General features: G+C 43.4%; 6 protein-coding genes. All 6 read left to right on the forward strand.

What is annotated here, in order from left to right:
- Positions 1-710, forward strand: a 710-nt coding sequence (gene virB11 / locus D5018_RS20375) for a P-type DNA transfer ATPase VirB11 (protein ID WP_121840818.1), incomplete at its 5' end; no start/stop codon positions are given.
- The gene (locus D5018_RS20380; protein WP_121840755.1) at positions 707-2563 is read left to right on the forward strand and encodes a type IV secretory system conjugative DNA transfer family protein; all 1857 of its coding nucleotides are present in this window, start codon (positions 707-709) and stop codon (positions 2561-2563) included. The genes virB11 and D5018_RS20380, both read left to right, overlap by 4 nt.
- Positions 2556-4433: an LPD7 domain-containing protein gene (locus tag D5018_RS20385; RefSeq protein WP_121840756.1), complete on the forward strand. Its 1878-nt coding sequence runs from the start codon at positions 2556-2558 to the stop codon at positions 4431-4433. The genes D5018_RS20380 and D5018_RS20385 overlap by 8 nt, the downstream gene beginning before the upstream one ends.
- Complete coding sequence (locus D5018_RS20390; protein WP_121840757.1) at positions 4411-4584, forward strand: conjugal transfer protein TraD; 174 nt, start codon at positions 4411-4413, stop codon at positions 4582-4584. The genes D5018_RS20385 and D5018_RS20390 overlap by 23 nt, the downstream gene beginning before the upstream one ends.
- Before the next feature lie 3 nt (positions 4585-4587).
- The gene (locus D5018_RS20395) at positions 4588-5580 is read left to right on the forward strand and encodes an ArdC family protein (protein ID WP_121840758.1); all 993 of its coding nucleotides are present in this window, start codon (positions 4588-4590) and stop codon (positions 5578-5580) included.
- 11 nt (positions 5581-5591) lie between these two features.
- Positions 5592-5738 (forward strand): hypothetical protein, encoded by a 147-nt coding sequence (locus tag D5018_RS21830; protein ID WP_165905126.1) that lies wholly within the window; start codon positions 5592-5594, stop codon positions 5736-5738.
- The last annotated feature ends 439 nt before the right edge of the window (positions 5739-6177 follow it).

The following is a 6177-nucleotide window of genomic DNA, read 5'->3' on the forward strand; positions in this document are numbered from 1 at the left end:
AGATCAGCATTACTATCCGCAAGCCGTCCAAATCCGTGTTTACCTTGGACGAGTATCAACGGCAGGGCTATTTTTCACAACAAAGCCATGTTGATGGCAGTCAGAATGAAACCGATGCCCAGCTGTTAGCCTTTAAGCAAAATGATGATATTGCCGCTTTCTTAAAACTTGCCATCAAGCTTCGAAAAAACATCATCGTTTCTGGTGCCACTGGCTCAGGAAAAACTACTTTTTTACGTTCACTGCTGCAACAAGTTCCAGATTCAGAGCGATTGATTTCTATTGAAAATGTCGATGAACTGCAACTGTATAACACCCACTCCAATACCGTCAGTTTGTTCTATTCCGCAGGAAATCAAGGCATCGCCAATATCACTCAAAAGCAGCTATTAGAAGCAAGCCTTCGCATGAAGCCCGACAGAGTATTTGTCGCAGAGCTTATTCGTGGTGATGAAGCCTTTTACTTTCTTCGCAATATTAACTCAGGTCATCCGGGCAGCATTACTACCATGCACGCAGGTAGCCCTAAATTGGCATTAGAGCAGTTGATGGTACTGCTAAAAGAAAGCCAAGCAGGTTCGTCATTATCAAGAGAGGACATCAAGCAACTTCTGAATTTGTGTGTAGATGTAATTGTGCAGCTGCAAATGGTTAATGGCAGGCGTTTTGTCAGTGATGTGTTCTTTAATCCAAAGTCGTTGGAGGCATGATGAGCAAACGTGGCTGGATTATTTTATCAAGCATCACTGGCGTCTTTATCGTAAGTCTGTGGCTCAGTGGTGCTTTGTTCTTATGGTTCGCTAACCTCGATGTAAAACAATCCAGCCCCTTAACCATTTTCAAATACGCCTATTACTTTGGATATCAGCGTATCACTCAGTTTTATCTTATTTTATCCGTTACCATCGGCTTTGCACCTGTTATCGCTTTTATTGCCAAGAAGCTTAAAACAAAAAAGCAGCCTCTCTACGGTGACGCCAAATTTGCCGACACCAAGCAAATTACACAAGCTGGATTACTGGCTAAAACTGGCATCATCGTTGGCAAAAAACGCTTTGGCTTTTCAGAGCAATATTTACAGTTTGCAGGGCAGCAACATGTGTTAATGTCTGCACCAACCCGTAGCGGTAAGGGTGTCGGTGTGGTTATTCCCAACTTGCTGAGTTGGCAAGACTCAGTGGTAGTGCTGGATATAAAACAAGAGAACTGGCACATCAGTTCAGGTTTTCGAAAGGCTCACGGCCAGCAATGTTTTCTTCTTAATCTCGCACCAAGAAACTACCAAAGCCATCGCTGGAATCCACTGTATTACATCTCTAATGATCCCAGTTTTCGTATAAACGATATTCAGAAAATCGGTCAAATGTTGTTTCCCAACCTCGATAACGAAGCTCCCGTTTGGCAAGCCTCTGCTCGTTCTTTATGGCTGGGTTTAGTTTTGTATTTGATTGAATCACCACCTTTGCCTGTAACCATGGGCGAAGTGCTGAGGCTACTCACTCAAGGCGATGAATATCTGGCTCAGCAATTAGAATTAAGGCTGGATTCCAACGTCAGTTTATCCAGCCAATGCTTGTTGGCTCTAAAAGAATATCTTGATACACCAGAGCGCACACGTGGCTCTGTGCGGAAAAGTTTCACTTCGGCTTTAGAGCTGTTTTATAACCCAGTAATTGATGCGGTTACCGCAGGTAATGACTTTGACCTTCGCCAAATACGTCAGCAAAAAATGTCGATTTATGTCGGCGTTACTCCTGATGATTTAAGCCGTTTATCACCACTCATTAATCTGTTTTTTCAACAGCTGATAGACCTCAATACTCGTGAGCTGCCAGAACAAAATCCACAACTCAAATACCAAGTGTTATTGCTACTCGATGAATTTTCAGCCATTGGCAAAGTCAGCATTTTGAGCAAAGGCATTAGCTATGTGGCAGGTTATGGATTACGGCTACTTACCATTATTCAATCTCCAGCCCAGCTAAGAGAAATCTACGGTCATGATGGCGCTGAAACCTTAATGGATAATCATGCGCTGCAAATCGTGTTTGCACCGAAAAATCCCAAAGTGGCGAGAGAAATCTCAGATAGCCTTGGCACATCTACCATCAATAACCGCAGTCGCAGCCGTCAGCTATCAGGCAAAGGCGGTAAAAGTGAAAGTATTAGTGATCACGGCAGAGCCTTAATGTTGCCACAAGAGCTGATGCAAATGGGCGCTGATAATGCCATTTTACTGCTAGAAAATTGCCCACCCGTAAAATGCCAAAAACTGCGTTGGTATCAAGATAAACAGCTAAGTGTTCGGGGTAATCACCCAGATAGAAATTATTACTCAATTCCAGACATCCCAAAAGTTACACCCAAGCAGCACTCAATCACCATTACTCAAATTCGCTGTGTTGATGATGGCGATACAGCAAGTGCTGAGCAATTTGAACCTAACAATAGTGTTGCAGAGCAGTCGAACCAACCAAACCCCGAGCCTATATTTCAAAAAACACCAATGAATGACTTGGTTACCGATTTCAAAAATGTAGTTGGAGATGAAAACCATGAGTAATGAGCAATTGAAACATAAAACCTATTTGACCGTGGGTTATGACGATAGAGCGCAAGCACAAAAGGAAATTGGCAGGCTCAGCAATGGCGTTGCGGCCATCAGCTTTGATGGTGAACAAGGCTTGTGGTTCGCCAAAGCTGGCACTGATAAATGTAGAGTTGAGCCTTGGCTGCCTGATCCCAATATGATGAAGCAGCACAGCGATACCGATCCCTTGCTTGAATTTAACAATGTCTTAGAAACAGCAGGTTTCTTACTAAAAGAGCCACCGCTGATGGATGGTCAAATTCATCGTGTTGCCACACAAGATGACAAACGAGGACAGAAGAGTGGCGTCTATGCCGTATTTAATGATGGACATCCCGTTGGCTGGTATCAAGACCACCGTAACCACAGCGAGCCGCAAAAATGGCATGCCAGCTTTGAACAAGCCGATCCAACCGCAAAGCTTCATCAAAAAGCGCACATGGCCAATATTCGCTATCGACGAGAGCAAAGTCTCAATCAAAAGCAACAACATCACGCCAAACGCTGCGCTCAATTGTATAGACAGCTACCCACGGCAAACAGTGGTCAGGGCTATTTGAATCGCAAAGGCGTACAAGCTTATCCCGGTGTTTGTCAGGACAAAAAAGGCCGATTGGTGATACCGCTTTATGATGCTGAACAGAACATCCATAGCATTCAGCGAATAAGTCCCAATGGTTTTAAATGCCTTAAAAAAGGCGCACAAAAGTCAGGCCATTTCTTTGTGGTAGGCGATAGGCCACTAAACGCCAATGAACCCATTCTCTATGCTGAAGGCTACTCAACAGCAGCGAGTATTGCGGAAGCTACAGGTCGCAGCGTAGTGATGACAGTCGACGCAGGTAATATGCCCAAAGTCGCTGAAAAGATCAGTGCCAAGTATCCTAGCGCTAAGCACTTATTTCTTGCCGACAATGACCATAAAGGCCAAATCAACAAAGGCATACAAAAAGCCAGAGAATCAGCCAATTTAGTTGGCGGTCATTGGCTAACGCCCAAGTTCTATACTGAACAGATCCAACATGGCTTAACCGATTTCAATGACTTACACATGAGCAACAGTATATTCAGAGTGAAAAAGCAAATTGAAGGTTACATTGAACGCTGTTGGCCAGAGCTGAAGTACCAAAAACCAGAACGATTACAGCCACCGCTTAATAGCATTATGCCTATCAGTCCTGTACTCAAAACCATAGCAACACAGTCGCAAAAAACTGTGCCCGAACAAGTAAAAACACCAGAAACTGAATTAAAGACAAAGCCAGAGAACCCGACACAGCCTCCGAAACCAAACAAAGAGCAACCAGAAAAAGAAACATCAAAAATGCCGATGCCCAAACATCTGTATATGCGCTACACCTCAGCCAATGGCAAAAACTATTTCCCCAATCGAAATTCAGCAGCACTCGCCTTTATCGACAAAGGCAACAAACTACAAACACGACTGGAGCACAGCAAAATCATTATGGATTTATTGGCGATTGCTAAGCACCGAGGCTGGCAACAAATCAAGCTTAGAGGCAGTCAGAACTTCAAACGTGAAGCATGGTTGCAAGCCAAAATCAAAGGCATGGACGTCACAGGTTACAAACCTCAACCACTGGATTATCAACTTTTGGCACAGCAAGGGGTAACCATCAACAAGCCATCTCAACAGACTCAAGCGGTAAAGCCCCAAGCTCAGCCAACCACTTCCCCACCAAAGCAGCAAGTGACTTCACAAGCCAAACCACAATCCGCACTAGAACGGTTTAAGCAAAGATTTACTCCACAAAATTCAATTGCCAAATCCCGCTTTGCACCAAATAAGGAAAACCACTATGAACAACAACTTGAACACTAAGCTTGATGAAAAGCTACACCTGCTCAACACACCACAAAATATTGTAGAAGTCACGAAAGCAGAAGCTGGCGAGCTGGGTGCATTTGAGGAAGATGCGCTATCTGAACAAGATGCATGGGAAGCAGTAGAAGTTGATACTGATGGGGAGTAAACCATGCCAACGAATCAAAAAAACAAAGTCCCGTACCATGAGCAAATCGCCAATAAGCTTATTGAACAATTAAAGCAAGGTACTGCACCTTGGCAATTACCTTGGAAGCCGGGCGAACCAAGAATGCCTCATAATCCAGTCAGTGGCACTAAATATAAAGGTTCCAATGCAATCTGGTTAGCCATGCAAGGCAAACAAGATCCAAGATGGATGACTTTCAAGCAAGCCAATAGCCTCGATGCCAAAGTCATGAAAGGACAACATGGCACTATCGTTCAATATTGGAAGCTGTTCGATAAGGTAGATAAAACCGACAGTAATGGCAAAAAGATCTTAGGTGCTGACGGTAAACCCATAAAAGAAACCATCAAACTAGAAAAGCCCAAAGTATTCAGTGCCGTTGTGTTCAACGCTGTCCAAATCGAAGGCTTACCAGAACTGGAAATTAAAACTGAACCCGATTGGCAACGTCATAAACGAGCAGAAAAAATCCTAAACAATATCGGTGTCGCCATTCATCATGATCAGCTCGATAATGCCTACTACAGTCCATCAACGGACAGCATTCATTTACCCGCCAAAGCCCAATTTGAAACCGCAGACCGATATCTGGCGACCATTTATCATGAAGCAGCCCATAGCACAGGCCATTCCAGTCGATTAGCCCGAGATATGACAGGTCGTTTCGGTGACGAATCCTACGCCAAAGAAGAACTCAGAGCCGAAATCGCCTCACTAATGATCGGTGACGAACTCCAAATCGGCCATGACTTCGGCCAGCATGCAGCCTATGTCGATGCGTGGATTAAGGTGCTGCAAGATGATCCAAAAGAAATTTTAAGAGCTTCAAGGGATGCGGAGAAAGTCCAAAGTTATGTAATGGGATTAGAGCATGAACAGCACTCTGAGAACACAGCAAAGTTAAATCATCCGAAATCTAACATAACATCAACCATTTCAACTAACACAAAACCAGAATACCAAATCGAACTTTAGGAGGGCAATCCATGCAGCATCCACACTTTAAAGCTTTCAAAAGGGGCGATATAACCGCAGATAACCAATGGCATCACTACTGCTTCAACCATCAAGTACCATTTATTTCGGTGAAATACCGAACAAAGCTCGCTGACGTTGAGTTCCGTTGGGTATAGTGACCATAATCCTAAATTTTATCTAGCATAAAGGGGTTATAAGATGAAATGTTGGGCAAAAACAGTGTCCGAATGTTGTGGAATCCAGTCAAGAGAACATTATCTAACTAAGGGGCTATTCTCAGATAAATTTCTAAATGTTAGAAATGCTCGATTTTTAACCGGGGATAAGGTTATCCCTAAAAATGAGCTGACAAAAAAGTGTTTATGCAAAAAGCATAATGAGCTACTAGCACCTTATGACAATGAGGCTATAAAATTTGGAAAAGCGCTAGAATACGCTGGAAAGCTTTCTCTAAAACGAAGAAAAAGTGTAACTATTCAGCCCATCTGACTCAATCTGCTTAAAATAGCAACGGTTGAGTCACCATTTTACTTGATCCTCAATGATCATTTGACCGATCTTCCCAGTATGTCATGCTGACCAAATATTTAGTCA

This window comes from Parashewanella curva, assembly GCF_003675895.1.
Taxonomy (GTDB): domain Bacteria; phylum Pseudomonadota; class Gammaproteobacteria; order Enterobacterales; family Shewanellaceae; genus Parashewanella; species Parashewanella curva.